Below are 429 nucleotides of genomic sequence, written 5' to 3' on the forward strand. Positions count from 1 at the left end.
ATCATTGGTGCCGGTGATCAGGATGCTGATGACCTGCGTGTCCTTGGCGCCGTTGCTGTCGGTCACCTCGACCGTGTAGTCGAGGCGTGTCTGCCAGCCAGCCGGCAGGAAGTCGAAGGTCTGGCTGCCGGAACTGAAGGTCCAGTGCAACGTGCCATCCGAATTGCCGTTGACGACGGGGTTGGTCGACAGGTGCAGGAAGTCTATCGCGCCGGCCGCGGCCGGATTGTAGCCAGCGCCGCCGCCGGTAACCGACAGGACCTTGGCAGTGACGACGTCGGTCATATCGGCGTCGTGAACCTTCAGGTCGCCCTGCGTCGTCAAGGCGGCATCCGTCTCCGACAGGCTGCGGGTGACGGCTTCCTGGCCGACGAAGCCAGGAATGGTCGTCGACGTCGTCTCGCCAGCGGGGATGCTGATCACAGGCGC

The 429-nt window shown here is 64.6% G+C and carries 1 protein-coding gene; it reads right to left on the reverse strand.

Translation table 11 applies throughout. The features are described from left to right. Window positions 1-429 (reverse strand): VCBS domain-containing protein (locus tag RGCCGE502_RS34415; RefSeq protein ID WP_016558853.1); only part of this gene is annotated, 429 nt, incomplete at both ends.

The sequence above is a fragment of the Rhizobium grahamii CCGE 502 genome (genome assembly GCF_000298315.2).
Lineage (GTDB): Bacteria > Pseudomonadota > Alphaproteobacteria > Rhizobiales > Rhizobiaceae > Rhizobium > Rhizobium grahamii.